Below are 26,569 nucleotides of genomic sequence, written 5' to 3' on the forward strand. Positions count from 1 at the left end.
TCGATTGTTGCCGGCAGCTCTGCGTTAGATTGTCCGGCAGCTGCGTTGATATGGATTGTTGCTGCCGGTTAGGCAAATGCTGAGGCTCCTTATAGACGTAGATGGATCTGTTGATGGTCAATTGCTGAAACCGTTGGAGATCAATTCATTTATCAAGCGATGGGAATCTGCGCATCTACTCAAGCGATGGGAATCTGCGCATCAACGCCCGGGGATGGTGGGATTGATTTGCAGTGAAATCCATTTGTCGAATTAGGATACCGTATGGTATCCTAAAATTGAAATGAAACTCATACGCAAAGAGGAGCTGTATCTCATGACCGACAACAACATGCAGCCGGGCCGGTCGCTGCCCGATATCCGCCAGACCCAGATCATCAACGCCCCCATCGCTCTCGTATGGGAGAAGGCGGCTACTTCCGAGGGCATCGCCTCCTGGTTCATGCCCAATACGTTCACACCGGAGGATGGAGCGGAGTTCATTTTGCATGCGGGTCCCTTCGGAGATTCCAAATGCAAAGTAACCGAGCTGTCGCCTCCTCACCGGTTGAGCTTCGCCTGGGGAGAACAATGGTCCATCACGTTCGAGCTGCGCGAGCTGGAGCGGGATGTGACGGAATTCACCTTGATCCACTCCGGCTGGCTGGAGGAAGGAAGGACGGAATTCGGACAGCCTCACAACCAGGTGCGGGGCAACATGAACGGCGGCTGGGACAAAATGGTTCAGAAGCTCGCCGGCATGTTCGTCTCCTGACGCATGGAGGCGAAGGAACAGCGGCATGACGTGTTTCAGGCGATAGCGGATCCGACTCGCCGGGAGCTGCTGCAGCTGCTTCGTACCGGGGAGGAGCTTCCGCTTAAAGGCATCACTCCTCATTTTTCCATGACAAGGGCTGCCGTATCCAAGCATCTGCATATTTTATCCGATGCAGGACTTCTCCATGAACGGCGTGTCGGGCGCGAGACCCGGTACCGGATGAATCCCGATCCCCTGCTGGAGCTTCGGCGCTGGCTCGCCTTCTTCGAACGTTATTGGGACAACAAGCTGGGCATGCTGAAGATGATTGCGGAGACGGAGCATGATGCAGCTGGCGAGAAATCGGATCGGCCGGCCGCACAGGACGGGAAATAGGACAGGCCGTTCGTTTGATCGATGAAACCCGGCTATGCTATAATAATGTAACTTACTTAGTTACAGTTAGTTGAGACGGATTTGAAACAACGGGAGGAAGGCAGCATGAAGGTAGAGATTTGGTCCGACTATGCATGTCCGTTTTGTTATATCGGCAAGAAGAGGTTTGAGTTGGCTCTGCAATCGTTCCCGCATCGGGACAAGGTCGAGATCGTATACCGCAGCTTCGAGCTGGACCCGAATGCCAAGCACGTACCGGGTACCAGCGTTCATGAACTGCTGTCGCGCAAATACGGATTCCCATTGGAACAAGCGAAGGCCAGCAATGCGAACGTCGGCAGCCAGGCCGCCGAGCTCGGCTTGACCTTCGATTTCGACGCGATGAAGACGGGCAATACGTTCGATGCCCACCGGCTGATGCACTGGGCATCACAGCAGGGCAAGGGCAACGCCCTTTCCGAAGGGCTGTTCCGTGCTTACTTCGAACAAGGACGGCTTCTCGAAGATCGCCAGACGCTGACGGAGCTTGCGGCTGAAGCAGGGCTGGATGCGGCGGGAGCGGCAGAGGTTCTCGCTTCGGGTCGATTTGAGGCCGAGACGAGGAGAGACGAGCAGGAAGGCTCCGAGCTGGGCATCCAGGGAGTTCCTTTCTACGTCCTGGATCGCAAATACGGCGTTTCCGGCGCTCAGCCTCCATCCGTATTCCTCCAGGCGCTGGAGCAGGCTTGGTCGGAGCGCGCAGCCGCTGCCGCGGATTCCGTACAAGCCGGAGCTGCCGCAGGCGAGGATTGCGCGGATGGAGTCTGCGCCGTTCCTGCAGCAACGGGGGATGGGGACGCTTGCGACGACGGGAGCTGCGCTGTCCCGGACCCAAGCGGCAAATAATAAAGGCTGAAGAGGCAAGCTGCGATAGCAGCTTGCCTCTTCTTTGTTGCGGATATGCAGGCAACTGGCGTGTTTGGAGCGGGCATGAGACGCATATGAAATCATATTTAAACCCGCTGACACTGCATACCAGACTCCAGACAGCAGACAGCAGGTACCAGACACCGGACACCGGACACCGGATACCGGCAGATACAAACCACACGAGACACCCGCACCAGACATTTGGCATTCAGCATCAGGCACTAAACACTAGACGCCAGACCATATCATAAGCTTATTCGGGCAAAGGCTGCTCGATCGGACATCAGATCCGTTATTTGGACGAAATTGGCGAAAAAATGGATTTATCGGACATCAGATCCGTTATTTGTCCCATTTTCCGTCATTTTGAGCCTGTAACGGCAGAATAACGGATCGTATGTCCGATAATCAGCCGAATCGCGGCTAAAGGAGCAAATAACGGATCCTATGTCCGATAATCAGCCGAATCGCGGCTAAAGGAGCAAATAACGGATCCTATGTCCGAAAGAATGAGCGATGGGTCTCATTCGCAAGAAAGCTCTTTGAAAAATGTCGTGCTTGCTTCACCTCGCGCCCCTACGCCCAAATGAATAGCCAAACAGCATATGGCCGTGGCCGCGAGTCGTATGTTCGTCGGATTCAACCAAGCGCGTGGGTCAGCGAGATCATCGTCAGAAGCCCGGCGATGAACGAGAGTGTGGCGGTTCTTGCATGTCCATCCCCGTGGCTCTCCGGAATAAGCTCCTTGTACACGACGAAAAGCATGGCTCCGGCCGCGAAGGCGAGGCCGTAAGGGACGACCGGCTCCATGGCTGCGGCAAAGCTGCCTCCAAGGAGAGCCGCAATGAACTCCAGAAGCCCGGTTCCGACGGCCATGAGGACGGCGTAAGCGCGTTTTGTACCCTGAGTAATCAGGAACAGTGCCGTCAGGAAGCCTTCCGGAATATTCTGCAAGCCGATGCTGACGGCTACGATCGGTCCGAGCTGGATTTCGCCGCTGCTGTAGCTGACGCCGACAGATAAGCCCTCCGGCAGATTGTGCAGCGCCATGGCGGTGAGGAAGAGCGATGAATTCCGGTCCAGGCCGAACCATCCGCCGCTCTGCGAGTGCAGCGGCTGCGGAAGCTCGCCGTGGACGGTGTCGGTATGCGGAATGAGCAGTTCCAGCAGCATAAGCACGAATGTGCCGAGCAGGATGCCGATCGTAAGCACGCCTAGATTGGACAGCTTGAGAGCGCTTGGGATGAGGCCATAGGTCGATGCGGATACCATGATGCCGGCAGTGAAAGCGAGCAGTACGTCTTTGCCGCGATGGGTCATGGAGCTGATGAAGAGGGCGGGCAGCGCGCCGACCGCAGTGCACATGGCCGTGGCCAGCGACCCCAGCAGGATCGGATTCATAGCCATTCTCCTTGCTCCGGCGCAAAGCCGGGAAAGTTCATTCAATTCCGGTGGAAAGGTCCACCATTGAAACTATTGTTGCCCCCGTAAGGGGAGTAGTCAACTATTATGGAGGCAGCGGCAGCCGATTCCTTCCATCCCGTCGATCTCGATGACCTGCCTGTCGGCTCCAACGTCCATCCCGTCCGTCACGATGATCAGCCTGGCCAGCTCCGACTTTCATCGTTCCGCCTTGATTCTCTACCGCCCGGCCTCGACATTCCATTCCGACCATGCTCAGCTTCCCTTCCGTACGCCTCTTCTCCCCATCCCTTGAGTTCATTACCATGAACGGTTCGAATCTGCGAACACTTCCGTCAACCTGCCGCGAGGCTTCGCCATAAAGTATGCCGCTCACGGGCGGAACATGTTTGTCCTGCTTGCCTGGACTTTTTCCCTTCGGCGCCAGGCGGGACTTTATTTCCTTGCCGCTTGCCGATACAATGGGCATACTGAATAGGATCATCCTGCCAGTTGCAACTTATGCAGCTAGAGCCGGCCAAAGGGGCATCGATTATGATATCCGACCTGCTTGACTATATGACGGAAGAAAATCTGCACCGGCTGCTCGGAGAATACCGTTCCTACGGACCGCTCCCAGGCATCCTTTTGACCTTCCTGAAATCGTTCGTTCCGCCGCTTCCGACGATTCTGATCGTCGGCGTCAACGCCGCCGTATACGGCCTGTGGCCTGGCTTTTTATACTCGTGGATCGGCCTGGTGGCCGGCTGCATGGCTACGTTCCTGCTGGTGCGCACCGCGGCCGGCCACCGCATCGCCCGCCGCTGGGCTGCGAAGCCCAAGGTGAAGGCCAGCATGGACTGGATTCGCCGCAACGGTTTCAGCTATGTGTTGGTACTGAGCCTGTTTCCGGTCGGTCCGTTCGTGCTCGTGAACATGGCCGCTGCCGTATCCCGCATGAGCGTGCTTCGTTTTCTGGCCGCCGTCGCCGCCGGCAAAGCGGTCATGGCGTTGGCCGTTTCCTTTGTCGGCCATGACATCGCCCGCTTTTACCGGGATCCGCTCCAGCTCGTCTACGTGGTTCTGTTCATCGTGCTCTCCTGGTATGTATGCAAAAGAATCGAAACCCGCTTCATGCGCAAAGAGGCGGCTACGGACGCAGCTCAAGCCGCAGGCGGAAATTAGTTCACGTACTCCAAGCACCCTGACAATCAGTTGTCAGGGTGCTTCTGTTAGTCTGGTTGCACAAGCGAAGGAGATTCCGCCGATGAATCGGCCAGGCATGAAGTCTTTGCGGTAAGCATCTTTGTCCAGACTGTTTCAGTCAGACTGAAATCAGTCTCCGGACTGATTTTCGCATCAAGGCTCCTCTATATAATAGGGGAAGCGTCCGGCCCTCGAGGCCGGCAACAGACAGGGGAAGGGCAGGGGATTTATCATGGCGCAAGCCTCACGCAGCACGGGCCTCATCGTGGCCGGATTGCTGCTCGGCATTCTGATGGCTTCCATGGACCAGACGATCGTATCGACGGCTATGGGGACCATCGTCAGCGAGCTTGGAGGACTGGACAAATTCGTCTGGGTCACTTCGGCGTATATGGTAGCGGAAATGGCGGGCATGCCGATCTTCGGCAAGCTGTCCGATATGTACGGCCGCAAGAGATTCTATATCTTCGGCATCATCGTGTTCATGGCGGGCTCGGCGCTTTGCGGCACCGCGACTTCCATCGAACAGCTGGCCATTTACCGGGCCATTCAGGGCATCGGGGGCGGAGCGCTCGTACCGATCGCCTTCACGATCATGTTCGATGCCGTGCCGGCAAGCGCGAGGGGCAAGCTGGGCGGTCTGTTCGGCGCCGTATTCGGCCTCTCCAGCATCTTCGGACCGCTGCTCGGAGCTTACATCACGGACCATATCCATTGGGAATGGGTTTTCTACATCAATCTTCCGCTTGGCTTGATCGCGCTTGCCTTCATCGCAATCTTCTACAAGGAATCGCCTAAGCATGCCAAGCAAGTCATCGACTGGGGAGGCGCGGCAACGCTGGTCGGAGCGGTCGTCTGCCTGATGTTCGCCTTGGAGTTCGGCGGGAAAACCTACGCTTGGGATTCCATTCAAATATCCGGTCTGTTCGCCGGATTTGCCGTACTCACGATTCTGTTCGTCGTGTTCGAGCTGCGGGCCAAGGAGCCAATCATTACGTTCGGCATGTTCCGCAACCGTGAATTCCTCTCCAGCAATCTGATCGGCATCTTCAGCGGCGCCGCCTTCGTGACGGCATCCGTCTACATTCCGATCTTCGTGCAGGGCGTGCTGGGCGGAAGAGCGACCAACTCCGGCCTCGTGCTTCTGCCGATGATGGTCGGTTCGGTCGTGACGGCAACGATGGGCGGCTTCCTCATGACCAAGCTGAAGTACCGGACCCTCATGATGCCGACTCTTGCCATCCTCGTGCTCGGCCTCGTGCTGCTCGCGACGATCGGCGAGGGAACGAACATCTGGACGCTGAGGCTGTTCATGATTCTGGTCGGCCTGGGCATCGGCGCTTCGTTCTCGGTACTCAGCAATGCAGCCATCTTCTCCGTGCCTGTCTCGGACCGGGGGACTGCCAGCGCGACGCTGAACTTCCTGCGTTCGCTCGGCATGGCGCTCGGCATTACGGTGTTCGGCATCGTCCAGAGCCATCTGTTCAGCGGCCGCATGAAAGATCTGCTTGGCGGAGCGGCAGCCGCTCCGGGAGCGGCTGCCGGCGCCGATGCCGCTGGAGCGGGCGGCACGGCGGGCGGAGCTGTCGCAGGGGCAGCCGGAGGAGCCGGCCTGCCGGAGGGTCTGAGCTTCAAGGATCCGCGCCAGCTGCTGGATCCCGAAGCCCGCAAGCATATTCCGCAGGAGGTTCTCGACTCCATCACCTCGGCGCTCAGCTCCTCCATCGTGCATACCTTCGCTTGGGCGATCCTGCCCGCGGCCATCGCTCTTGTGTTCTCCTTCTTCATGGGCAGCGGCAGAATGGATCCGCAGGAGGTCGCCCGCCAGGAACAGGAGCATGCGGCTGCGATGCATTGATCCGGCAAGCTGAACGCTGAACGCGGAGCCTCATCAGAGCACACCGATTCGTTCGGGCCGCAGGCCGCTTCCCATCCTGATTTTCAGGATGCGGAGCGGCCTTTTTTGTGCTACACTGGCGTAATGTCTTTTGGGCTCCAGGAAAAGCAAGTTTCGATTTCGAGGAATGCAAGTTTCGATTTCAGGAAAAGCAAGTTTGAATTGCGGGTCAGCAAGTTTGAATGTAGAGAAAGCAACCTTGGCCCTACTCTAGTTCGAATAAATGGAAACCTGGAAAGAAAGAGGTACGCCCTATGCGTGGAACAGCTCCGATCAAAGCATTTAATTTTCTCTATTTCGCCCTGCTGGCCATGTTCTTATCGTTCATGCCGGTCTATCTGAGCGATCAAGGACTGAGTCCGGCCCGCATCGGCCTCATCACGGGAACGGGCGGCTTCATCACGATCATCGCCCAGCCGCTCTGGGGCATGATCAGCGACCGGATGCGCACCGTGCAGAAGGTGCTGCTCCTGCTCGTGGCCTGCTCGTCCGCCATCGGCTACTTCCTGTACGACTCCTCGAGCTTCGGCATGCTGCTGCTGTTCGCCATGCTCATGTACTTCTTCCTGATGCCGGTCGATCCGCTCATCGAGAGCCTGAACTTCCGGACCGCGGAGCGGCTGGGGACGAGCTACGGCTCCATCCGCACCTACGGAGCGCTCGGTTATGCCGTCATGTCGCTGGCGGTCGGCTACGTCATGTCTTACCTCGGAGCAGGCAGCTTGTCCTGGCTGTTCGCGGGCGCAGGCATCGTCAGCCTGCTGGTGGCGCTTATGCTGCCCGATGCCGAAGTGTCGGGCAAGCCCGTCACGGTCGCCAGCCTGCGGGTATTCCTCTCCAATCGGAGGACGCAGCTGTTCCTGCTGCTCATCTTCATCAGTGCCGTGCCGCAGCGGATCAACGATACCTTCCTCGGCGTCTACATCAGGGAGCTTGGCGGCAAGTCCGAGCTGGTCGGCCAAGCCTGGTTCCTGGCCGCCGGCAGCGAGATTGTTGTCTTCGCGCTGAGCTTCTGGTGGCTCCGCCGCGGCAAGGAGATGCTGCTCATCTCTATCGCCGGCTTCTTTTACTTCATCCGCTTCTTCCTGTCCGCGTGGATCACGGAGCCTTACGGCCTCGTTGCGATCCAGCTGCTTCAGATCGTCACGTTCCCGGTCTTCTATTCGGCTGCGATCCAGTACCTGTACCGGATCGTTCCGGAGGAATGGCGCGCGACGGGGCAGACGGTGCTCGCTCTGCTCTTCTTCGGCGTGTCGGGCATCGTCGCTTCTTACGGAGGAGGGTGGCTGTATGACCGCCTTGGCGGCCATGTGCTATACCTGACGATATCGGGCTTGTCCCTTGCCGGCCTGCTGTTCGGAATCGGGCTGTACCGAGCTTCTTCGCGGGAGGATGCAGCTCAAGCCCGGTCGTAATAGTGCTTGAACGTGTCCTCCATCACATGCCAGACGCGGAGCTTGCGCATGTCCGACCTGCGCAGGGCGTCACTCAGCTCGACCTCGGAGGAGCAGTCGCTGTCGGAGACGGCGCTGACGAGATCGAAGATCGTTTCCTTTTTCGTTATCGAGTGCCGGTAGATGAAATAAATTTGCACGACCTCCTGGGTCAGGAGATGGCGGTATTTTTGTCCGATGGCATACATGGTAGCTTCGCCTCGCTTCTGTTCATGGATGGGCAGCTGTAGAGTCCAAGTATGGTTTCGCATAAGAAATTTACCCTTGATCTCAGCATATGAAAGCTCGTACGCATCGGATTGGGCGGATCTCCTCGGAGGCTCGAAGCTAAAGATGATCGGAATGGTCGGTTTTTCGCTGCGCAGGTATGGTGACACCCGGAGATTTACGGTATAATCGGGGACGAGCTTATGAATTCATTGACGAAGGAGTACGATGATGGAAAAAGTACTTGTTTTTGGCCATAAGAACCCCGATACGGATACGATTTGCTCCGCGATCGCCTACGCGGACCTGAAAAACCAGCTCGGCTGGAACGCCGAGGCGATCCGCCTCGGAACGGTGAGCGGAGAAACCCAATACGCTCTCGACCAGTTCGGCGTCGGCGCTCCGCGCCTCGTCGAGGCTGTCGCCGCCGAGGCGAAGCAAGTTATTCTCGTCGACCATAACGAGCGCCAGCAGAGCGCATCCGATATCGACGAGGTGACGGTCATCGAGGTCATCGACCATCACCGCATCGCGAACTTCGAGACGAAGGCGCCGCTGTACTACCGCGCCGAGCCGGTCGGATGCACGGCTACGATCCTGCTGAAGATCTTCAAGGAGAACGGCCTGTCGCCGCGCAAGGAAATCGCCGGCCTGATGCTGTCCGCCATCATCTCCGACTCCCTGCTGTTCAAGTCCCCGACCTGCACGGAGCAGGACGTCGCAGCGGCGCGCGAGCTCGCTGGGATCGCCGGCGTCGACGCCGACAGCTACGGCCTGAGCATGCTCAAGGCCGGCGCTGATCTCAGCGACAAGACAGTCGCCGACCTGATCAGCCTCGACTCCAAGGAATTCTCCATGGGCGCAGCCAAGGTCGAGATCGCTCAAGTCAACGCCGTTGACCTGAACGATGTGCTCTCCCGCCAGGCGGAAGTCGAAGCGGCGCTGAACGCGATCATCGCTTCCAAAGGATTGGATCTGTTCGTGTTCGTCACGACGGACATCATCAACAACGACTCCGTCGCGATCGCTCTCGGCAAGCACACGGCTGCCTTCGAGGAAGCGTTCGGCGTGAAGCTGGACGACAACAAGGCGACGCTGAAGGGCATCGTGTCCCGCAAATCGCAGGTTGTTCCGGTTCTGACGGAAATTCTGGCGAAGAAGTAAGCGTACGAAAAGCCTCTTTCCCTTATAAGGGAAGGAGGCTTTTTTAATCCTGCTTGGCAAGGAGCTTTCGATCTGCGATGACTCGGACCGGGCGGAATTCATGACTGGAGCCGTTTCTAATCTGACCTGCGCCTTCATCCTGTATTGACCTGGGATGATGGAGATGTGCGCGTCTCGAGACGCTGTCTTTTGCGGGAAACAAAAAAAAAGCATTCCGGAAACTCTCCCGGAATGCTTTTCCTTCTTATGAGATGCTCTTAAGATTCATTCGTTTCTGGGATGCCGACCTCGCTCTTGAACCGGTTCAAGTCCGCCTCGCGGCATTCCAGCTTGAGCCGTGTTCCGCCTTCCTCGTATTCGGTTTCGAGAATATGGGCGTTGTCGTTGAAGAAGGCGACCCAGCTGCCCTTGTCGTAAGGCACGACAATCTCGGTCTCGACATAGTCGGTGAAAATGCTCTTGCGGATCGAGTCGACCAGCTCGTCGACGCCTTCGCGGCGATATGCGGACAGATAGACGCGGCTGTCCTCCACGCGCGGATAAGAGACATCCGCCAGATCCGACTTGTTGTAGGCATACAGCATCGGAATATGATCGGCGCGAAGCTCCTTCAGCGTCTCTTCCGTCACCCGGATCTGCTGCGCGTACTCGGGATTGGACGTATCGACGACATGCACGAGCAGGTCGGCTTCGGATACTTCCTCCAGCGTGGAGCGGAATGCCTTGATGAGATGATGGGGAAGCCCGCTGACGAATCCGACCGTATCGGTCAGCAGGAACGACTTGCGGTCCGGCAGCTCGATGCTGCGCACGGACGTCTCCAGCGTGGCGAAAAGCATATCCTTCGCGAGCACGCCTTTGCCCGAATCCGGATGGAAGGTGTCGACCATGGCGTTGAGCAGCGTCGATTTGCCCGCGTTCGTGTAGCCGACGAGGCAGACGACGGGAATTTCGTTCTTCTTGCGGCGCTGCCGCTGGATCTGGCGCTGGGCGACAAGCTTCTCCAGCTCGCTCTCAAGCCCGTGGATGCGCTCCTCGATCCGTCTGCGGTCCAGCTCGAGCTTGGTCTCTCCGGCACCGCGGTTGGCGAGGCCCGATCCGCCCCCGCCGCCCTGGCGGCCCAGCGATTCCCGCAGGCCGACCAGACGGGGCAGCATGTAGCTGAGCCGGGCGACTTCGACCTGCAGCTGCGCTTCTCTCGTCTGAGCCCGCTCGGCAAAGATGTCGAGAATCAGAATCGTGCGGTCGATGACCTTGGTCTTGAGCTCCGCTTCCAGGTTGCGGATCTGGGAAGGGGACAGCTCGTTGTTGCAGATGACGGTCGGCTGGTCGAACTGCTCCACCAGCGCGGCGAGCTCCTCGATTTTGCCGGAGCCGAGATAATGGGTTTTGTGGATCCGCTCCGCCTTCTGCGTCAGCTCCGTGACGGTCTCGACGTTGCAGGCTTCCGCCAGATTGCGCAGCTCCTCCATGGAGTAGGCGAATTGATGGTTGTTCTGCTCGTGGACGCCCACGAGGATGGCTTGTTCTTTTGGCGCTATGGTCATAAGGTTGATCTTCCTTTCGATGTGCGAGTGGCATTGCAGCCGCCTGGTTACATATAGGATACCCTGATTCGGGAAGCAGCAAAAAGGACACAGGCATAAAAAGCCCGTGTCCTTCGTAGGTCTGCTGGATATGGCGGCGGCAGGAAGGGCGGCGATGACAATCGCTGACCCTTCCTTTCCAGGCATAGCCTCATATAGAGCCGCCACGGCGGCCTTCCCGCACCTTGGGGGCGGATAGGCCGAAATGGAGGCAGCTAGAGCTATGTACGTGGACAGACCACATCTGAGTTCCCTGCGCAAGGCAGAACATGGGCGCTATTCAATTAGCGACGCACCGTGCGAACTCGGATGCAGTTAATCACACGTAACCCTCCGTTCAAATTCAAAGTGGTTTGAGTGTACCATATGATTCCAGGGAAACGCAACCGGGGCGCATGCCTGGACAGGGGCAGTCAAGCTCCGGATGAAGGAGCCGAGTTGGGGGAAGAGAGAGCGGAAGCAAGAAAAGGGAGTGGAGCGACAACCATTTGCCGGCTATTGCCGTCAGGGAATGTGGAGGTGTTATTTATGCGGAAATCAATCGTCTTATTGGCAGCTGCGGCCATGCTTGCCGGCGCTGGCGGCTGCGGGGATGGACAAAGTGGAGGCGGAGCATCGCCGCCAGCCGCCAGTCCCGTTTCTATCGCGGAGCCAGCTTCAGCTGCCAGGGCGGCCGACGGGGTCACGGTGAGCCGCTCGCTCCGCTTTGGCCAAGTCAATGCGGCTCTTTACGGCAGCTTTTCGGAAAAAGGTCAGATCAAAGCCTTCGAGAAGGCGATCCGATCCGCCACGAAAATCGAAGGCATTCTCGACGTGGCCCAGCCGGATTACGACGTCGCGGTCACGGAAGACGGCAAGCGGAAGGAGATTCACCTATGGCTCGATGCCCGGTCGAAGCGAGGCATGTATGCGTATGTATCCGACATGGGGACGGGCTACACGCTGACGGAGGCATCGACCCGCCAATTGTACGATCTGATCTGGGGGCTGAAGTACGGGGCGGATCAAGCGGCGGCCAACGGTGATTTCGTGAATGGCCGTGGCTTGACGAGGAACCGGGATCAATGGGGGACATTTATCGCGAATGTGGAGGCTGGCGTCCAGGACGAGCTCCAGATTGTTCATTATACGATTGAAGGCGACCCTGTCTTCGATAATCTGTCCTTTGATGGAAAGACGATCATGCACAGATACGACAATACGCATGACGCGTTCGGATCGCCTAGGAAGTCGGTTGATTTTTGCCGATCGATCGAGGGGAAGAAGAAGGATGACGGGACGGAGTACGTTCTCGCTTCCTGTGGAGAGGGCAGCGCCGAGGGCGGGAGGTTCAGCCTGTATCTGGACCATCCGTGAGGCAGACAAAAGCTGTCCATAGCAGCGGGTCGAACGAAAGCAAGACAAAAACAAGCAGCCGGGCAGGCTGCTTGTTCGTCTGTCTTCGCCGCTATGCACGAAGCTGAGGGGCGAGGAGGGTATCCGTCAGGAAGCCGTGCCGTACCATTTGTAAGTCATGGCGGATTTGGCCGGAATCGTCACGTTGAAGCTCTGGCTGCCCCACTGGATTTTCACGTTGCGGGCAGAGGTCGAGGAGTTGTAGGCGACGACGACTTTGGAGCCGTCCGGGTTTTTGAACGCGACATCCTTGATCTCGCTGCCCGTGTTCGTCGAGATCCGGTACGCGCCGGGAACGACGAATTTGCTGAAGTGCCCGAGCAGGTAGTACTGCTTTTTGTACGTGACGATATTTTCCGGCCTGCTGTTGTTGTTGTCGGAGTTCTGGATCGTAATCATGCCTTTGTTGCTGTTGTTGTCGCCGAGCAGCGAAGGGCCGTCCTTCTGGTCAAGCGCCGCATTCCACAGGATGATGGACTTGGACCAGTTGCGCGTGATGTTGATGAACTCGTTCATCATCGTATCGAAGCCTTGCGACGTGCCGTTCTGCGGATCGTTCCAGTTGCCGAAGCCGCCCTCTGTGAACCAGACATCCTTGTCCGGATGGGCATTGTGCATCGAGGTCATCTGCGAGCCGTCGCCGCTGTCGTAATGGTGGAAGGCGCTGCCGGACACATAGCCACCCTTGCCTGCATTTTTGAGGCTGGTGATGACGGTATTCGGGAAGTTCCAATCCAGATAGTTGTGGTCGAAGGCGATGATTTTCGTATTGATGCCGGCGTTTTTCAGCGTCGGTCCGAGATAGTCGCCGATGAAGCCGATCTCATCCTGGGTGTTCATGCCCATGGACGGGTAATGGGTCGGCTCATACAGCGGCTCGTTCTGCACGGTGACCGCGTAGATCGGAATTCCTTGGCCCTGATAGGCTTGAATGTATTTCTTGAAATACTCGGCGTAGGTGCCGTAGTATTCGGCCTTGAGCTTGCCGCCGTTCAGCGTCCCGGAATATTTCATCCAGGCCGGGGCGCTCCAAGGGGAAGCGAATACTTTGATGCCGGGTTTTTTGGCCTGGGCGGCCTTGATCATCGGAATGATGTACGACTGGTCGCGGCTGATGCTGAAATTGTTGAGAGCCGTATCGCCCGCCGTGTCCGCATACGTATAGGCGCTCCAGGTGAAGTCCGAGCTGCCCATCGGCTGCCGCAGGACGCTGAGCCCGATGCCTGTATTGCCGAACAGCTTCTCCATGACCTCGGCCCGCTTGTTCGCGTCGAGCTTGTAGTTCAGCAGCCAGGCGGAGGAATCGGTGAGGGATACGCCGAAGCCGTCCATCTGCTGGTAGGTCGTGCCCTCGTTCACCGTGATCGTATAATCGGCGCTGCCCGCGCTGCCGCTGAAGCTCTTGTCGCCGATCCGCGTCAGGCGGGCGCTCGGACTGAGGCCTACAGCCGGCTCGGAGTTCGGGTCGGAGGTGGAGATCCAGACTTCGACCTGTTCGCCTGCAGCCTTGGCCGGCTGAGGGGCGTAGGAGCCTCCTGCAGCGACAAGCGCCGCGGCCAGCACGACAGAGGCGGTTTTCTTTTTCCAAGCCATCATCAATCATTCTCCTTTCGGGGATAAGTGATTCAAGGTTGCATATGCCTTCGTTGAGCCGCTAGGGAAAAAATGAAATCCAGTTTCCAGCGGGGAACTATAGAGCACCTCCCATTCTGTAATCGATTACAAAATATTGGGGACAAAACCCGGATTCCCGCTTTTTTGGAAGCGTTTACCGGGTGAAAATATCGTAAGGGATCGTTATCCAAAAATCAAGGCCGAAAATTTCGGGTCCGCAGCCTTCACGATGGGTTCCGCTGGAAGGAGGATGAGCTCCGCACCAGCAGCTCGGAATCGACCTTGAACACGCGCCTATCGCTGAACAGGTCTTCGTTCATAGAGTCGATCAGCTTCTCGACGATAAGGGCTCCCATCGTATATTTCGGCTGGTTGACGGTGCTGAGCGTCGGGGTGATGTACTTGCTGATGCGGTTGTTGTCGACGCCTACGACAGCGAGGTCCTCGGGTATGCGGATGCCGCGCTCCCTGCAGCTCTTGTAGATGCCGAGCGCCATCTCGTCGTTGGCGGCATAGACGGCGGTGAAGCCGCCGGAGCGCGACAGCAGCCGCTCCATCGCCTCGTAGCCGCCTGCCTCGCTGAAGTTCCCGTTCTCGATCAGCTCGGGACGGAACGGGAGGCGATGCTCCTTGAGCGCCTTCATGTATCCTTCCAGCCGCTCGTAGCTGTCGATCGATTCCGCATAACCGCTGAGGAAGGCGATATTCGTATGGCCCATCTCGACCAGGTGGGTCACGACCTCGGTGGAAAATTTGACGTTGTCGGTATAGATGCAGGGCACGCCTTCATGCTCGATGTGGCGGCCGACGATGCCGATGGCGTAGCCTCTGCCGGCAATGTCGAGGATGTCGGAATCGGGGATCGCGGGAGCGACCAGGATCGCGGCGTCCACAGTGCGGTTCATCAGGAGCGTAAGGTATTCCAGCTCCTTGGACGGCTGGTTCTCGGCATCGCAGATCAGCACCTTGTAATGCTTCACGTAAGCCATGTTCTCCATTCCCTTGATGATCTCCGTGAAATAGGACACGTTGATATCCTGCACGATGACCGCGATGGTCTTCGTCTTCTGCACGCGCAGGTTTTTGGCGACGGCGTTGGGGTAATACCCCAACTCCTTGATCGCCTGAAGCACTTTCTCTTTGGTATTGGCCGTGACGCCGGAGCTGTCGTTCAGCACCCTGGACACGGTGGCGGTAGAGACGCCGGCTCGCTGGGCGACATCGACAATCTTCACATCCATGATAGACATCAACCTTTATAGTAGGACTAGTTCCGATCGGCTGGAAGAAGCAAAGGGAACTGTAATCGTTTTCAGCATTGCTTTCATTTTAGTCGATCCAACCCGGGAGGCACAACCTAAAAAAGTTCTTGTAATCGTTTTCCGACCTTGATATACTCCGAAATGTAACCGCTGGACAGAAATGGAATGGGAAATCAAGGAAGATTGCCCTTCTTCCTGGCGGAGCCATTTTTTTTCATTCAAAATGTAATCGATAACATTACGAGCCAAGTTGAAGCAAGAGAGAATGTGAATGAGTTGAAAGACATGAAAGCAGACAGCACGATCAGCGACGTGGCCAAGGCGGCCCGCGTATCGGTCGCTACGGTGTCCCGGGTGCTCAACGAAAGCGGGGCGGTGAGCGCCAAGACGAGATTGCGCGTCGAAGAGGCGATCCGGGAGCTGAGCTTCATGCCGAACGCTTCCGCCAAAAGCCTGCGGGCGCTGCGCACGATGACGATCGGAGTGATCGTCTCGGACATTCTGGTCTCTTACTACGCGGAAATCATCAAAGGAATCGAGAATACGGCCAATTCGCTGCACTACAAAATCATCATTTGCGACGCTCAGAACCAGAAGGAGAAGGAATCCGACTACATGACGCTCGTCATGAACCGGACGGTGGACGGCATCATTCTCATCACGCCCAAGCTGACGGATGCCGAACTGGCAGCCTACGCGGAGAAAGGCTATGCGATCGGGCTGATCGGCAGATCGATCGACCATCCGCTCATTCCTTGCGTGTACACGGACAATGTAGGAGCAGCCCAGGAAGCGGTCAGCCACCTGACGATCCAAGGGCATGAGCGGCTGGCATTCCTGAGCGGATTCGCGGATGCGACCGACAGCTACGAGCGGCTGGAGGGGTATATGAAAGCGCTCCGGCTGGCGGGACTGCCGTTCGTACCGGAGCTGATCGAGAACGGCGGCTTCAGCGAGAATGGCGGCTATGATGCGTTCCACCGCCTCATGGACAAAGGCTATCCGTTTACCGCAGTGTTTGCAGCCAATGACGAGATGGCGCTGGGCATCTATCGGGCCTGCTCCGAGAGAGGCCTTTCGATCCCGGAGGACATAGCGGTCATCGGCGTCGACAACAACCGGGTCAGCAAGTACATATCGCCGACGCTCAGCACGGTGGACCAGCCCAAGTACAGCATGGGCGCTCTGCTCGCCGAGAAGCTGATCGATCAGCTTGGCGGCAACCAGTACGCGGACAAGAGAACGTTCCAGGTGAGATCCAAGCTGCTTGTCCGGCAATCATCCCTTTTCGAGGTAAAAAGAAATCGATTACAGCAACCATCATCCGACTAAGCCGGAGGTAATCCAATGAAAGGCTTTCTCCAAGAGCTGTCCCGCAACCGAATCATGTTTCTCATGATCCTGCCTGCCCTGATCTTTTTCGTCATCTTCTCGTATATCCCCATGGTCGGCGTCTACTACGCCTTCACGAACTTCGACTTCGAGGGCGGCCTGTTCGGCAGCGAGTTCGTCGGCATGCAGAACTTCAAGTTTCTCTACGATTCGGGCGTGCTGTGGAACCTGACCAAAAACACCGTCCTCTACAATCTGGCCTTCATCCTGCTGGGCAACGCGCTCCAGCTGCTCTGCGCGATCTTCCTCAGCGAGCTGCCGGGCAAATGGTTCCGCAAGCTGACGCAATCCATCATGTTCCTGCCCTTCTTCGTCTCGTTCGTTCTGGTCGGAGCCTTTGTGTTCAACCTTTTCAACTCCAGCAACGGCGTCATCAACACGGTGCTGGTCCAGCTCGGCCTGCAGCCGTATGATTTCTACCTGCACACCGCTCCGTGGAAGTACATCATCATCTTCTTCAACATCTGGAAAGGGCTCGGCTACGGCACGATCATCTATTTGGCCGCGATCATGAGCATCAGCGACGAATACCATGAAGCCGCGAAGATCGACGGAGCGAATATTTTCAAGCGGATCCGCTACATTACGCTTCCGATGCTCGTTCCGACCTTCATCCTGCTGATCCTGCTCAGTCTGGGAGGCATTTTGAAAGGGCAGTTCGATCTGTTCTACCAGATCATCGGCAGCAACGGCGTCCTTTACAACTCGACGGACATCATCGACACGTACGTCTACCGCTCGCTTGCCGTCAACTTCGATATCGGCATGGGCACGGCCGCGGGACTGTACCAGAGCTTCTTCGGACTGGTGCTGGTCGTTACGGTGAACTACATCATTCGCAAAACGCATAAAGACTACGCGTTGTTCTAGGAGGAGCCGCTCATGAAAATCCGCACGGAGAAATCGACCCATGTATTCAACGCGATCGGATACGTCTTGATGACGCTCTTCGCCCTGCTCTGCCTGCTGCCGTTCCTGCTCATCGTGTCGGGATCGTTCTCCTCGGAGAACGAGATCATCACCGAGGGCTTCAAGCTCGTCCCGGATCAATTCTCCGTGGATGCCTACCGCGCCGTCTTCAGCGATCCGACGCAGATCTTCAACGCCTACCGGGTATCCATCCTGCTGACGATATGCGGGACGGTGCTGGGGCTGTTCCTCACCTCGATGGCGGGATACGTCCTGTCCCGACAGGATTTCAAATACCGGGGCAATCTGGCGTTCTTCATCTACTTCACGACGCTGTTCAGCGGCGGCCTGATTCCCTGGTACATCCTCATCGTCAACCATCTGCAGCTCAAGGACAACTACTTGGCGCTGCTGCTTCCAGGCCTGCTCAGCGCCTGGAACATCATTCTCATGAAGAACTTCATGAAATCGATTCCGGAGTCGATCTCCGAGTCGGCCAAGATCGACGGCGCCGGCGACTTCACCATCTACCGCAAGCTGATCCTGCCGCTGTCGGCTCCAGGCTTGGCGACGATCGGATTGTTCATGGCGCTGGCCTACTGGAATGATTGGTTCACGGCCAATCTGTTCATCACGACGGAGTCGAAGTATCCGCTGCAGTTTCTGCTGTACAAGATTCTCGCCAGCGCAGCCGTGCTCAAGACGAGCATTGCGGGCAATCTGTCGCCGGACTTCAAGCCGCCGGCCGAGACGCTCAAGATGGCTGCCGCTGTCATTGTGACGGGCCCGATTATTTTCTTGTATCCGTTCGTGCAGCGCTTCTTTGTGAAGGGGCTGACCATTGGGGCGGTGAAGGGGTGATGGCTCGCCTTTTCCGCAAACGTGGCTCGCGTAATTGCGCAGGCATGCTTCGAAGCACGCTCAGGGATTCTGCTGGGATGCTCCGAAGCACGCTCAGGGATTCCGCTGGGATGCTCCGAAGCACGCTCAGGGATTCTGCTGGGATGCTCCGAAGCACGCTCAGGGATTCTACTGGGATGCTCCGAAGCACGCTCAGGGATTCCGCAGGCGGATAGCCCTTCCAATCGCTGTTGAACCCGGATTTCTTCGATCCACTAAGCCATTCGGCTGTGGAAATCCGGCTTCAAAGGCGACCGCTGACGCTTTTCCAGAGCTATTCCGCCCGCTCCATCCCCTCGCGGATGGATTACCCCTCCGATTGCGCGAACTCGCTCCGCTCTCACGCTTGGGGAAGGGAAGGGCAACTCGCTCCGCCCTTCCGCTGAGGAGAGAAGAGAATAGCGAACTCGCGCCGCTCGTCCGCGCTAAGGGAGCAGGGGAAGAGCGAACTCGCTCCGCTCCCGAGTTAGGATCAGGAGGCGCGAACTCGCTCTGCTTCCGCGCCTTTAGGAAGAAACGGGCGCACCGACAGTCATGGGGCGGCTGAAAAGCAAGTCGGAAAGCGCTTACGACGTGGGCTGGCTCATGAAGAAGCGTCAGCGGTCGCTTTTGCAAGCCGAATGGCTCCTTTCTGCGAGTCCGGCAAGCAGACGCGATGATAAGAGAGACATGAAGGAACGAGAGCAAAAAACGAGAGCAAGGAACGTGAAAGAAAACGGATCGGGGTTGCCATTTTGCATAACCTAACTAGGAGGAAGTCTATCATGAACAAAAAGAAAACAGTCGGCCTGGCGATGACCACGGTGCTGCTGGCAGGAGTGCTGACAGCCTGCAGCGGAAACGGAAACAACGGAAACAGCGGCAACAACGGCAGCGCCGAAAACACCGGAGCTGCTGCAGCCAATGGCGGCGCTGCCGCGAACAACGGAGCAGCTCCGTCGGCTGATCCGGCGAAGATCGACACGTCCAAGAAGGTGGAGCTCGTCTGGTACGTGCTCGGCGACAGCCACAAGGACAGCCCGCAGGTACAGGAAGAAATCAACAAAATGCTGGAGAAGGACATCAACGCTACGATCAAGTTGAACTTCACGACCTGGAACGACTGGCAGACGAAATACAACCTGCTGCTGACGTCCGGCGAGAAGGTGGACATGGTGTTCGCCTCCACCTGGGCCGATTACTACAAGTTCGCGGATCAAGGCGCGTTCAAGGATCTGACGGACCTGATCCCGACGTATATGCCGGAAACGTGGAAAACCGTGCCGAAGCAGGACTGGACGGAAGCGACGGTTCAAGGAAAGATCTTTGCCGTACCGAGCACATATCCGGAGTACACGCCTGACGGGCTCGTCTATCGCGAGGACTGGCGCAAGGAGCTGAACGTGCCGGAGATCAAGGATCTCGATTCGATCGAAGCGTACCTGGAAGCCGTCAAAACGCAGAAGAAGGTCACGCCGATCAACGGCAAGGCCTGGAACGAAGTATTCACGCTTTTCAAAGCCTATGAAGGCTACGAGCAGATCGGCGGAGACAGCGGCGTCATCGTCGCAAAATCCTATGATACGCCGCGCGATATTATCAACTATGCCGAGACGCCGGAGTTCGAGCAGTTCGTCAAGCGCATGAAGACATGGTCGGAAAAAGGCTTCTGGACCTCAGATACGCTGTCCTCGCAGAAGGAAGCCGGCGATGCCCTCAAGGCAGGCACGGGCGGAGCTTACTGGCGCAACGCTCCCGGCGCCGGCGGATTCATCGTCGATGCCGAGAAGGCGAACAAAGGCGCGGCCGAGTACGGGTACTTCCCGTTCACGCGCTTCCATAACTACGCGATGCCGACGCTGTCGGTCAACAACGCGATGGCGATACCAAAAAGCTCGAAAAATCCGGAGCGCTCGCTGATGGCGCTGGAAAAAATCCGGACGGACGAGAAGTATTTCGACCTGCTCACCTACGGCATCAAGGACTTGGACTACAATCTGAGCGAAGACGGCAAGCTGGTCATTACGCCTCCAAAGGGCAAGGAAAACGACAAAACCTTCAAGAACTACGGCATTACAAGCTGGGGCTGGCGTGTGGAAAGCCTGATCAAAGAAGAGCAAGCCGGGGGATGGAAGCAATTCCCGACGCTGCTCGAGGAATTCAAGGCCGAAAGCAAGCCGAATATCTTCTCTCCGATCATCATGGACTACAAGCCGGTGAAATCGCAGCAGGCTGCGGTCAACCAGGTCATTCAGCAGTACGGTATGCCGCTCATGATGGGTCTGGTGCCGAATGTGGACAAAGCGCTGGAAACGTACCGCAAGCAGCTGAAGGCGGCCGGTGTCGATCAAGTGATGGATTACGTGAAGGAACAAGCCAACAAGTACTATGACGAGAAGGGCATTCAGTAAGGAGTTTCTGCAATTGCAATCGATATAAAGTTATTGCCTGCCGTCCCTTGGAGATGAACTCCTTGGGACCTTTTTTCTGTTCGATGTCGCGGCAGATTTATTTTTTCTATTAAAATACTTATACTTTTACAACCTGACAGGAAGCACTTTCTTTTCAGTCTGGATCCTGCCCAAGCTCTGACGGTTGCGGGGGCGACTTACCTTTCGGTAATGGATCATGTGTATGCCTACAACGCTTCAAGCTTGGTCGTCGGGCCGAACCCCATTGGGATTACGGTGACGGCTGAAGACGGCGCAAACACAGCATATGTGGTCACTGTCATCCGCAAAGATGTCATTGGAGAGCCGATCAAATTAGACCCTTCGGTCCGTACGCTGACCTACCTTGGCGGGCTCACGATCAAGCTGCCTGACGGACTGGTCATTCCCGAAGGGGCGACATTGACGGTGAAGGATTCAAACGCCGCTCCGTCGGAGCCGTCAAGCTGGCCAAAGCCGGACAAGTGATCGATTTTCAATTTGCAGGCCTAACCATCGATCAGCCTGTAGAGATTACACTCGGGTTTGACGAGAATTCAGATCGTTGCAAACTCGCTATTTTCTATTTCAACGAACGGACAGGCAAGTGGGATTATCAGCCTTCCCAAGTGTCGGGCAACGGAGTCAAGGCGTCGGTCAGCCATTTCTCCATCTATGGGGTACTTGCGGATACGACCGCGCCGGATCAGGTAACGGTCACGGCGGGTGCCGTCACGACAAGCTCCATTACGCTCCAGCTCTCGGCGCACGACGAGTCGGGTATATCCAGCTATCAGATTTTCCGCGATGGGACGCTCATTGAAGAAACGTCGGATAGCACTTATGTCGATGCCGGTCTTTCCGCTTCAAGGACGTATACCTATACCGTCAAGGCTGTTGATATGCTGGGCAATAGCTCGAATGGGAGCGAAAGCATAACGGTCGCAACGAACGGCGGCTCAACACTGACACCGAGTGACACTAACAGCGGCAGTGGCGGCTCCTCTACACCGCCGCCGGCGAGCGACTCTAGAATCATCTCCACAAACGGCCATTTAACGCTTCCCGCTGGCCAAGCGGGGGAAGTCAGCCTCGACGATGAGATCAAGATCGTCATTCCTCCTAATGCCAGCGGCAAGGAAATGGTAATAACGATTGAAAAGGTCTCCGATATCCAGACGCTGATTGCGAGCAAGGATTTTCTGCTCAGCCCGGCTGTGTTGGATGACAAGATCAAGTGACTGAAATCTTCGTTCGTCACTGTCGAACTTTCAGGTTCGAGCCGCACTGCCGCTCTGAATGGAAGATTTCTTGTGGGGCATGGGGTTTCAGAGTCTGAGCATTCGCACTGTTGGCCCGAACTGAGCCGCACTATCCAGACTGGTGAAGGAAAGTGCAGTTGAGAGCAGCGTTGGTGCAGCGGAAAGTCCTTAAGACACATGGAAGTACGTCGAGTGCAGCACTGTTGGATTGAACTGTGACAGTCGCTTGGCAATCGTTTTGTTTTGTCTAGGAGGCGCAACCACGTTGTGCCGTTTTTGGTTTGGGTTGCGAGTCTTCGACAGGGCGGCAGAGGACAGGTGAAGAGCGGCTGAAAAGTCTTGGTGCGCTTGAAAGTGCGACAGGGCGGGTGAAAGAGGAGAAGCGGTTCAGCTCACAAAAACTTTTCAACTGCCGGGCAACGGTTGTCTTCTCCAGCCGAAGAACAAGCAACTCGGACTGGAGACGCAGATCGATGGCGTGGACGGTGCTGAGGATCTATTTGACCACTTGGAGGTTGATTGGTTCCTCGCTCTTGTAGAAGAGGTCGAAAATGGCGCTTTGCGTCAGTTCGCAAGCCTCCAGCTGCTCCAAGAGGCTGTCTTCTTCTTCGACGAGTCGCTTGTACGTCTCGTATGGGTTGGTTGTCACATCCACGTTTCATCAACTCCTGCCGTCCCTAGTTTCACCTCGATCTCTTCTCGTTCTTGTGTCTTCTTGTTTGAAAATAGGTCTTCGAGCCGAATGCACAGTAACGACTCGGTCAGTTCGCTTGTCCATCGTATTGCGGTGAGAACTTGGGAGCCGTGCAACAGCGGCGCATCGGCAAAGCTTTCGTCTTCCCAGACGAATTCCACTACCTGTTGCTGTTCGTCCACTTCAAGGAAGAAGTCCGAGCCGTCAACGTACGGATTTGCTTCTTCGCCGGGTTCACGGATTCGCAGCACCACACGGACGCGATGCGAGGGTTTCGGCTCGACGAGACTGCTGTTATCACCGTTCTCGTCTTCACAAAAGGACGTTGCTGTAACGGCCATTACCCAAACGTTTCCGTTATTGCTGCTCCTGTCGAACGTTTCTTTCATTTTCTGAACGATGAGCTCACCTGTCGTCAGTTTCTTCTCGCTTGTTCGTTCAGCCATTCTTCGTCCTCCTCGTCATGTGTTCCCGCCTCTGTGAAGATTGTGCCAAGTCGTCAACATCGGTGTGTACTTTGATGATTCTCATTTAATAGTCTCCCTTCTTAAATAAAAGATAAGAGCCCTAGAACTAAGGACTCTCTCAAGTAAATAATATATATTTTAAAATTTTTTCATTGCGATTTGTTAGCACTCAATAAAATCGAGTGCTAGCGAGATAGCGCAAGATTAAGGGGGTATTTGTACCTGTTTTCGGGAAAAACAGACGAAAAAGGGCTAAAATCGCCTAATAGCGACTTTAGCCCTTTTGACTTAATTAATGGGAAAGATATACAATAAAGATGGGACAGAGTACTTCCACTTGTCCGCTCGGTAATACTCAATGTGGGGACATTGAATATTCTACTAAATGCTTGTCCGTTTCTTCTACTCAATGAATTCATAGTATCAGATGCTAGATTGGTAGACAAGAAAAACTTGATATTATGACAAAATGTTCATAAAGCGTTCGGCTTTTTGTTCGAAATAGATGATGCGGATTAGTAGAGCGACAAAAAGCTGGGGGGTCACTACATAGAAGGAAATCTTCCTGTCCCAATAAAAACAGGAGGGATCATATGTATTCAGGGCATGTATGTGTTTTAAATAGGCGGTATAATATGTCAGAACTACTCATTCAAAGGAGGTTGAAACATGGCTAGATGCACGGCTCCAGTAAGGGGACATAGCTCAGCGAGTGCCGCAGAAAATTGCCCAGCGTGTCGGGGGCGGCGTGGAGGCTATGGTGGTGGTTACAGAACCTACGAGACGTATTCGTCCCCGTCTTACACCCAGTCAAGTGGGGGCAGCCGAAGCAGTGGCAGCAGTTCCGGCAGCCGCAGTATAAAGGCGAAATGGTCGAGAGCAGATTCCACAGTGTTGTACACGCCTGCAGAAGTTCGGGCACTTACACCAATCCGCAACAACGTCGAAAAACTGGCAATTGAGAAGCCTGACCTTCGGGACGTTTTTCTCTGCCATGCATGGGACGACCGGAAGGGGGTTGCCAAGGATCTGCACGATCTGCTTGAGTCACGTGGTGTCTCTGTCTGGTTCAGCGAGAAGGACGCAATCCTTGGTGTGCCGTTGCTTCGCTCCATCGACAAGGGTTTGGCGAACTCGCGAGTTGGGATTGTGCTGGTGACCCCTGCTTTGCTAAAACGCCTTAAATCAGAGGGTATCGCAGACAAAGAACTTTCAGCACTCCTCGCTCGTGATCAACTTGTTCCAATTGTGCACGAGACCACGTATGAAGAGCTCCGCGATGTCAGTCCATTGCTCGGTTCGCGAACCGGCCTAGACACTGCAGAAGAACCAATGGCAGACGTTGCAGACAAGCTCGCAGAGCTGGTCGCCCCCTAAGAGTAAGCGTCAACTAGCCCTCATCTTTCATCTAGGTGCTTGGAACATCGTGTAGTTTAATAGTTGCAACTAGAAATATTATACTAATTTTTGGAACCTCTTTGTTCTACATGATTAGTAAAGGGAGAGACAGAAATGGGTTTGCATTTGGAGAACTTAGACAAAACAACAAGGGAATACATGATGAAAGAAATTGAACTCGATATTCAGAATGGTAGCTTATATATTAGTGGTAGACTCACAGAAACGGGTAAGATTATTTATCCAGAACTACTAAAAGAATATGCCAAGAATGGAAATGACGAGTCATTTGCAAGGAAACTCAAGGAATATATAGCGGCAAAGGAAATAGCTAGAAAGCCAGGCGGTCGAGGATTCATTGAAAAAGATGTCCCCTATACAGCGAATGAGACCCTAGCTGAAGGAGAGTTTAATTCTTATTACATTAGAGGGCTTTGTTCACGTGTAATTGATGAGAAGATAGGACATTTGCATATTTATCGAGCAAAAGAAGTTGATGACCCACGGCCAGAATCTCAAGGGATGATAGGACAACCTGTTGATGCAGCTAAATTACTTTCTACACTAAGAGATCCAAGAGCTAAATTTAACGCTATACCTAAGCCTAATTCTGGTTTGAGTGTAAGAAAAAGTTAGTGAGTTTCAAGTTTAAGGACACTTACAGGTGTCCTTTTTTGTTTTAGGTAAATGAGAAGGAGAGGTAAGAACGAATTAACCATACCTTTGCAAAACTTGCCGTTACAGACAGCGCGGAGAACCGTATCATAAATAACGGTGAAATAGGATGAAATTAGCTTTTTTGTAAATAAAATATAATGTGAGAGCAGGAGGAGACGGCAATTTAAAGATTGCAGCTTCTTCTTTTTTTGACATAACAAATGTGTAACTCCAGATTTATCTGCAAGCTTCGGTACTCAGGATGGACGTATGGGACGTGCAGGCGGCCTAGGTTCGAACTCAATCTCTATGCTCTTTAGTTGTCGATTGCAACCTTTGCTTACGGTATTCCTGCGGAACTATTCCCTTCTCCTTACGAAAAACAAATGAAAAATAACTTGCACTTTGGAAACCGCAGGATATAGCTATCTCACTTATCGTTCTATCTGTCTCTTGCAACATTTCACAGCTTTTTTGGAGGCGATATCGGGTCAGATAGGAGTTAGGTGTTTGACCTAGGCGCTTACCGAACAACTCACAACACCGACTCCTGCATACTGAACCCGCAGATGCAATTTCATCAAGCGTTATCTTGTTCTCATGATGCTTATGAATAAAGCTTATCATACTCCAGACAGTTGCCCATGACTGATCGATAGCATGATGTCCAGAATTCTGATTGATATGGTCTCCCAAACATGCACATAAAGATACAGCTTGTGACAGTAAACGTAGTGGATTGCTTGCATGATTGTGCATCTCATCGTAGATCTGATTCACCGAGAGCAGGACTTCCTGATGCCATGAAATTTGCTCTGTAAGTAAAATATAGTCTTCAGTATTTGAACCGAATTTTTCTTCCCAATATTGTTTTCCAACCCATGAATCCTTACCAACCAGTGAAGGATGTATGGCAACCACAATGTAGGTACAGTCGGTCATATTAGCAGAATAGCCGTAATGTAACCTTTCGCTGTTAACGAAAATCCCATTCCCCTTATCGATATGCACAGTTACTCCGTTTACAAAATAGTCCATCGAACCTTCAAGCACTAATATAAGCTCTAAATCGGGATGCCAATGACATGGGGCAGCATATTTATCAAATTGGTGCAGTGTGCCTTTACGCGCATAGAGCTGAAAATTCGACAAATTGTAGTTTAAACGTTCTGATAAATCAGAAAATAAAACCAGCTTTGTACGCACTCTATCATACCTCACAATAAATACAATTTTGTTAGTATTATAGACGATT

At 55.0% G+C, this 26,569-nt stretch carries 24 protein-coding genes; 16 read left to right on the forward strand and 8 right to left on the reverse strand.

Features of this window, described 5'->3' with window-relative positions:
* Positions 1-316 precede the first annotated feature (316 nt).
* The 3 genes from AC06G8_RS03885 (at position 317) to AC06G8_RS03895 (ending at position 2,017) form a co-directional block, all read left to right on the forward strand.
* Positions 317-754: an SRPBCC family protein gene (locus tag AC06G8_RS03885; protein ID WP_480284428.1), complete on the forward strand. Its 438-nt coding sequence runs from the start codon at positions 317-319 to the stop codon at positions 752-754.
* A 3-nt stretch (positions 755-757) separates the two neighbouring features.
* Entirely contained in the window at positions 758-1,132 is a 375-nt protein-coding gene (locus AC06G8_RS03890) for an ArsR/SmtB family transcription factor (protein WP_480284429.1), read from the forward strand.
* Between the two features lie 105 nt (positions 1,133-1,237).
* Complete coding sequence (locus AC06G8_RS03895) at positions 1,238-2,017, forward strand: DsbA family oxidoreductase (RefSeq protein ID WP_480284430.1); 780 nt, start codon at positions 1,238-1,240, stop codon at positions 2,015-2,017.
* A 663-nt stretch (positions 2,018-2,680) separates the two neighbouring features.
* On the opposite strand, the gene AC06G8_RS03900 is transcribed toward AC06G8_RS03895, so the two are convergent.
* The gene (locus tag AC06G8_RS03900; RefSeq protein WP_480284431.1) at positions 2,681-3,442 is read right to left on the reverse strand and encodes a ZIP family metal transporter; all 762 of its coding nucleotides are present in this window, start codon (positions 3,440-3,442) and stop codon (positions 2,681-2,683) included.
* A gap of 552 nt (positions 3,443-3,994) precedes the next feature.
* Between AC06G8_RS03900 and AC06G8_RS03905 the strand changes: the two genes are divergently transcribed.
* The 3 genes from AC06G8_RS03905 (at position 3,995) to AC06G8_RS03915 (ending at position 7,960) form a co-directional block, all read left to right on the forward strand.
* Positions 3,995-4,627 (forward strand): TVP38/TMEM64 family protein, encoded by a 633-nt coding sequence (locus AC06G8_RS03905; protein WP_480285381.1) that lies wholly within the window; start codon positions 3,995-3,997, stop codon positions 4,625-4,627.
* A gap of 253 nt (positions 4,628-4,880) precedes the next feature.
* Positions 4,881-6,506 (forward strand): MDR family MFS transporter, encoded by a 1,626-nt coding sequence (locus tag AC06G8_RS03910; RefSeq protein WP_480284432.1) that lies wholly within the window; start codon positions 4,881-4,883, stop codon positions 6,504-6,506.
* Positions 6,507-6,799: 293 nt separating this feature from the next.
* Positions 6,800-7,960: an MFS transporter gene (locus tag AC06G8_RS03915; protein ID WP_480284433.1), complete on the forward strand. Its 1,161-nt coding sequence runs from the start codon at positions 6,800-6,802 to the stop codon at positions 7,958-7,960.
* On the opposite strand, the gene AC06G8_RS03920 is transcribed toward AC06G8_RS03915, so the two are convergent.
* On the reverse strand, positions 7,945-8,187 hold the full coding sequence (locus tag AC06G8_RS03920) for a hypothetical protein (RefSeq protein ID WP_447662395.1): 243 nt from the start codon (positions 8,185-8,187) through the stop codon (positions 7,945-7,947). The genes AC06G8_RS03915 and AC06G8_RS03920 overlap by 16 nt on opposite strands.
* Before the next feature lie 250 nt (positions 8,188-8,437).
* Here AC06G8_RS03920 and AC06G8_RS03925 point away from each other — a divergent pair, with 250 nt between their 5' ends.
* The gene (locus AC06G8_RS03925) at positions 8,438-9,370 is read left to right on the forward strand and encodes a manganese-dependent inorganic pyrophosphatase (protein WP_447662396.1); all 933 of its coding nucleotides are present in this window, start codon (positions 8,438-8,440) and stop codon (positions 9,368-9,370) included.
* A 257-nt stretch (positions 9,371-9,627) separates the two neighbouring features.
* Here the strand turns inward: AC06G8_RS03925 and hflX are convergent, their stop codons facing one another.
* Positions 9,628-10,917, reverse strand: coding sequence for a GTPase HflX (gene hflX, locus AC06G8_RS03930; RefSeq protein WP_480284434.1), 1,290 nt, complete (start codon positions 10,915-10,917; stop codon positions 9,628-9,630).
* A 567-nt stretch (positions 10,918-11,484) separates the two neighbouring features.
* Here hflX and AC06G8_RS03935 point away from each other — a divergent pair.
* Positions 11,485-12,312, forward strand: coding sequence for a DUF4362 domain-containing protein (locus tag AC06G8_RS03935; protein WP_480284435.1), 828 nt, complete (start codon positions 11,485-11,487; stop codon positions 12,310-12,312).
* Between the two features lie 126 nt (positions 12,313-12,438).
* Here AC06G8_RS03935 and AC06G8_RS03940 read toward each other — a convergent pair whose 3' ends face one another.
* Together AC06G8_RS03940 and AC06G8_RS03945 are read right to left on the reverse strand one after the other, a co-directional pair.
* Positions 12,439-13,947, reverse strand: a complete 1,509-nt coding sequence (locus tag AC06G8_RS03940) for a glycoside hydrolase family 30 protein (protein WP_480284436.1) — start codon at positions 13,945-13,947, stop codon at positions 12,439-12,441.
* Positions 13,948-14,189: 242 nt separating this feature from the next.
* Complete coding sequence (locus AC06G8_RS03945; RefSeq protein ID WP_480284437.1) at positions 14,190-15,206, reverse strand: LacI family DNA-binding transcriptional regulator; 1,017 nt, start codon at positions 15,204-15,206, stop codon at positions 14,190-14,192.
* A 306-nt stretch (positions 15,207-15,512) separates the two neighbouring features.
* On the opposite strand from AC06G8_RS03945, the gene AC06G8_RS03950 reads away from it, so the two are divergent.
* The 6 genes from AC06G8_RS03950 to AC06G8_RS03975 all read left to right on the forward strand — a co-directional run bounded on the left by AC06G8_RS03950 (position 15,513) and on the right by AC06G8_RS03975 (position 22,077).
* Positions 15,513-16,559 (forward strand): LacI family DNA-binding transcriptional regulator, encoded by a 1,047-nt coding sequence (locus AC06G8_RS03950; protein WP_447662403.1) that lies wholly within the window; start codon positions 15,513-15,515, stop codon positions 16,557-16,559.
* Between the two features lie 15 nt (positions 16,560-16,574).
* A complete protein-coding gene (locus tag AC06G8_RS03955) occupies positions 16,575-17,489 on the forward strand; it encodes an ABC transporter permease (protein ID WP_447662404.1) in 915 nt (304 codons plus the stop codon).
* Between the two features lie 12 nt (positions 17,490-17,501).
* Positions 17,502-18,389, forward strand: coding sequence for a carbohydrate ABC transporter permease (locus AC06G8_RS03960; protein ID WP_480284438.1), 888 nt, complete (start codon positions 17,502-17,504; stop codon positions 18,387-18,389).
* 803 nt (positions 18,390-19,192) lie between these two features.
* Complete coding sequence (locus AC06G8_RS03965; RefSeq protein WP_480284439.1) at positions 19,193-20,818, forward strand: extracellular solute-binding protein; 1,626 nt, start codon at positions 19,193-19,195, stop codon at positions 20,816-20,818.
* Between the two features lie 210 nt (positions 20,819-21,028).
* The gene (locus tag AC06G8_RS03970; RefSeq protein ID WP_480284440.1) at positions 21,029-21,325 is read left to right on the forward strand and encodes a hypothetical protein; all 297 of its coding nucleotides are present in this window, start codon (positions 21,029-21,031) and stop codon (positions 21,323-21,325) included.
* A complete protein-coding gene (locus AC06G8_RS03975) occupies positions 21,322-22,077 on the forward strand; it encodes an Ig-like domain-containing protein (protein ID WP_480284441.1) in 756 nt (251 codons plus the stop codon). Before AC06G8_RS03970 ends, AC06G8_RS03975 begins: the two co-directional genes overlap by 4 nt.
* Before the next feature lie 517 nt (positions 22,078-22,594).
* On the opposite strand, the gene AC06G8_RS03980 is transcribed toward AC06G8_RS03975, so the two are convergent.
* Positions 22,595-22,753 carry a hypothetical protein gene (locus AC06G8_RS03980; RefSeq protein WP_480284442.1) on the reverse strand — a complete coding sequence of 53 codons (159 nt, stop codon included), beginning with the start codon at positions 22,751-22,753 and terminating at the stop codon, positions 22,595-22,597.
* Positions 22,744-23,238 (reverse strand): hypothetical protein, encoded by a 495-nt coding sequence (locus AC06G8_RS03985; RefSeq protein ID WP_480284443.1) that lies wholly within the window; start codon positions 23,236-23,238, stop codon positions 22,744-22,746. The genes AC06G8_RS03980 and AC06G8_RS03985 overlap by 10 nt, the downstream gene beginning before the upstream one ends.
* A 915-nt stretch (positions 23,239-24,153) precedes the next feature.
* Here AC06G8_RS03985 and AC06G8_RS03990 point away from each other — a divergent pair.
* Entirely contained in the window at positions 24,154-24,636 is a 483-nt protein-coding gene (locus AC06G8_RS03990) for a toll/interleukin-1 receptor domain-containing protein (RefSeq protein ID WP_480284444.1), read from the forward strand.
* A gap of 135 nt (positions 24,637-24,771) precedes the next feature.
* Complete coding sequence (locus AC06G8_RS03995) at positions 24,772-25,293, forward strand: hypothetical protein (RefSeq protein WP_480284445.1); 522 nt, start codon at positions 24,772-24,774, stop codon at positions 25,291-25,293.
* 321 nt (positions 25,294-25,614) lie between these two features.
* Here AC06G8_RS03995 and AC06G8_RS04000 read toward each other — a convergent pair whose 3' ends face one another.
* The gene (locus AC06G8_RS04000) at positions 25,615-26,520 is read right to left on the reverse strand and encodes an AraC family transcriptional regulator (protein ID WP_480284446.1); all 906 of its coding nucleotides are present in this window, start codon (positions 26,518-26,520) and stop codon (positions 25,615-25,617) included.
* Positions 26,521-26,569: the final 49 nt, after the last annotated feature.

Source organism: Paenibacillus sp. SJS-P3 (assembly GCF_056711585.1).

Excerpts from the sequence above, each read along its gene's own strand:
- AC06G8_RS03965 (WP_480284439.1), top strand. The coding sequence starts at position 19,193 with ATGAACAAAAAGAAAACAGTCGGCCTGGCGATGACCACGGTGCTGCTG.
- AC06G8_RS03920 (WP_447662395.1), bottom strand. The coding sequence starts at position 8,187 with ATGTATGCCATCGGACAAAAATACCGCCATCTCCTGACCCAGGAGGTC.
- AC06G8_RS03890 (WP_480284429.1), top strand. The coding sequence starts at position 758 with ATGGAGGCGAAGGAACAGCGGCATGACGTGTTTCAGGCGATAGCGGAT.
- AC06G8_RS03895 (WP_480284430.1), top strand. The coding sequence starts at position 1,238 with ATGAAGGTAGAGATTTGGTCCGACTATGCATGTCCGTTTTGTTATATC.
- AC06G8_RS03950 (WP_447662403.1), top strand. The coding sequence starts at position 15,513 with ATGAAAGCAGACAGCACGATCAGCGACGTGGCCAAGGCGGCCCGCGTA.
- AC06G8_RS03945 (WP_480284437.1), bottom strand. The coding sequence starts at position 15,206 with ATGGATGTGAAGATTGTCGATGTCGCCCAGCGAGCCGGCGTCTCTACC.
- AC06G8_RS03940 (WP_480284436.1), bottom strand. The coding sequence starts at position 13,947 with ATGATGGCTTGGAAAAAGAAAACCGCCTCTGTCGTGCTGGCCGCGGCG.
- AC06G8_RS03900 (WP_480284431.1), bottom strand. The coding sequence starts at position 3,442 with ATGAATCCGATCCTGCTGGGGTCGCTGGCCACGGCCATGTGCACTGCG.
- AC06G8_RS03885 (WP_480284428.1), top strand. The coding sequence starts at position 317 with ATGACCGACAACAACATGCAGCCGGGCCGGTCGCTGCCCGATATCCGC.
- hflX (WP_480284434.1), bottom strand. The coding sequence starts at position 10,917 with ATGACCATAGCGCCAAAAGAACAAGCCATCCTCGTGGGCGTCCACGAG.
- AC06G8_RS03955 (WP_447662404.1), top strand. The coding sequence starts at position 16,575 with ATGAAAGGCTTTCTCCAAGAGCTGTCCCGCAACCGAATCATGTTTCTC.
- AC06G8_RS03935 (WP_480284435.1), top strand. The coding sequence starts at position 11,485 with ATGCGGAAATCAATCGTCTTATTGGCAGCTGCGGCCATGCTTGCCGGC.
- AC06G8_RS03995 (WP_480284445.1), top strand. The coding sequence starts at position 24,772 with ATGGGTTTGCATTTGGAGAACTTAGACAAAACAACAAGGGAATACATG.
- AC06G8_RS03915 (WP_480284433.1), top strand. The coding sequence starts at position 6,800 with ATGCGTGGAACAGCTCCGATCAAAGCATTTAATTTTCTCTATTTCGCC.
- AC06G8_RS03960 (WP_480284438.1), top strand. The coding sequence starts at position 17,502 with ATGAAAATCCGCACGGAGAAATCGACCCATGTATTCAACGCGATCGGA.
- AC06G8_RS03910 (WP_480284432.1), top strand. The coding sequence starts at position 4,881 with ATGGCGCAAGCCTCACGCAGCACGGGCCTCATCGTGGCCGGATTGCTG.
- AC06G8_RS03985 (WP_480284443.1), bottom strand. The coding sequence starts at position 23,238 with ATGGCTGAACGAACAAGCGAGAAGAAACTGACGACAGGTGAGCTCATC.
- AC06G8_RS03925 (WP_447662396.1), top strand. The coding sequence starts at position 8,438 with ATGGAAAAAGTACTTGTTTTTGGCCATAAGAACCCCGATACGGATACG.
- AC06G8_RS03970 (WP_480284440.1), top strand. The coding sequence starts at position 21,029 with ATGGATCATGTGTATGCCTACAACGCTTCAAGCTTGGTCGTCGGGCCG.